This is a genomic window from Bacillus sp. SD075 (assembly GCF_017355165.1).
In the GTDB taxonomy this organism is placed as follows: domain Bacteria; phylum Bacillota; class Bacilli; order Bacillales; family DSM-1321; genus Peribacillus.
In genome coordinates, this window is the sequence record NZ_JADILK010000133.1 from 1 (window position 1) to 215 (window position 215).

Annotated in this window: 1 protein-coding gene; it reads right to left on the bottom strand. The window is 36.3% G+C overall.

From position 1 onward, the window contains the following. Positions 1 to 215, bottom strand: a 215-nt coding sequence (locus IOC57_RS25595; protein ID WP_396020892.1) for a transposase, incomplete at both ends; no start/stop codon positions are given.

Consider the following 215-nt stretch of genomic DNA (forward strand, 5'->3'; position numbering starts at 1 on the left):
GCTCGTGTTTCTTTACGAACGATTTTCTTTTCAAATTTCCGTTTATTCGCACTGGCTTTCACATGTGTGGAATCCACGAAAACGTGTTCAGCACTTATTAACTTTTTATTAGCAGCTGTCATTAAAATGCGATAGAAAATCTGTTCAAACAGGTCTGTATCTTTAAAACGTCGCTCATAATTTTTCCCGAACGTAGAGAAATGAGGTACTTTATC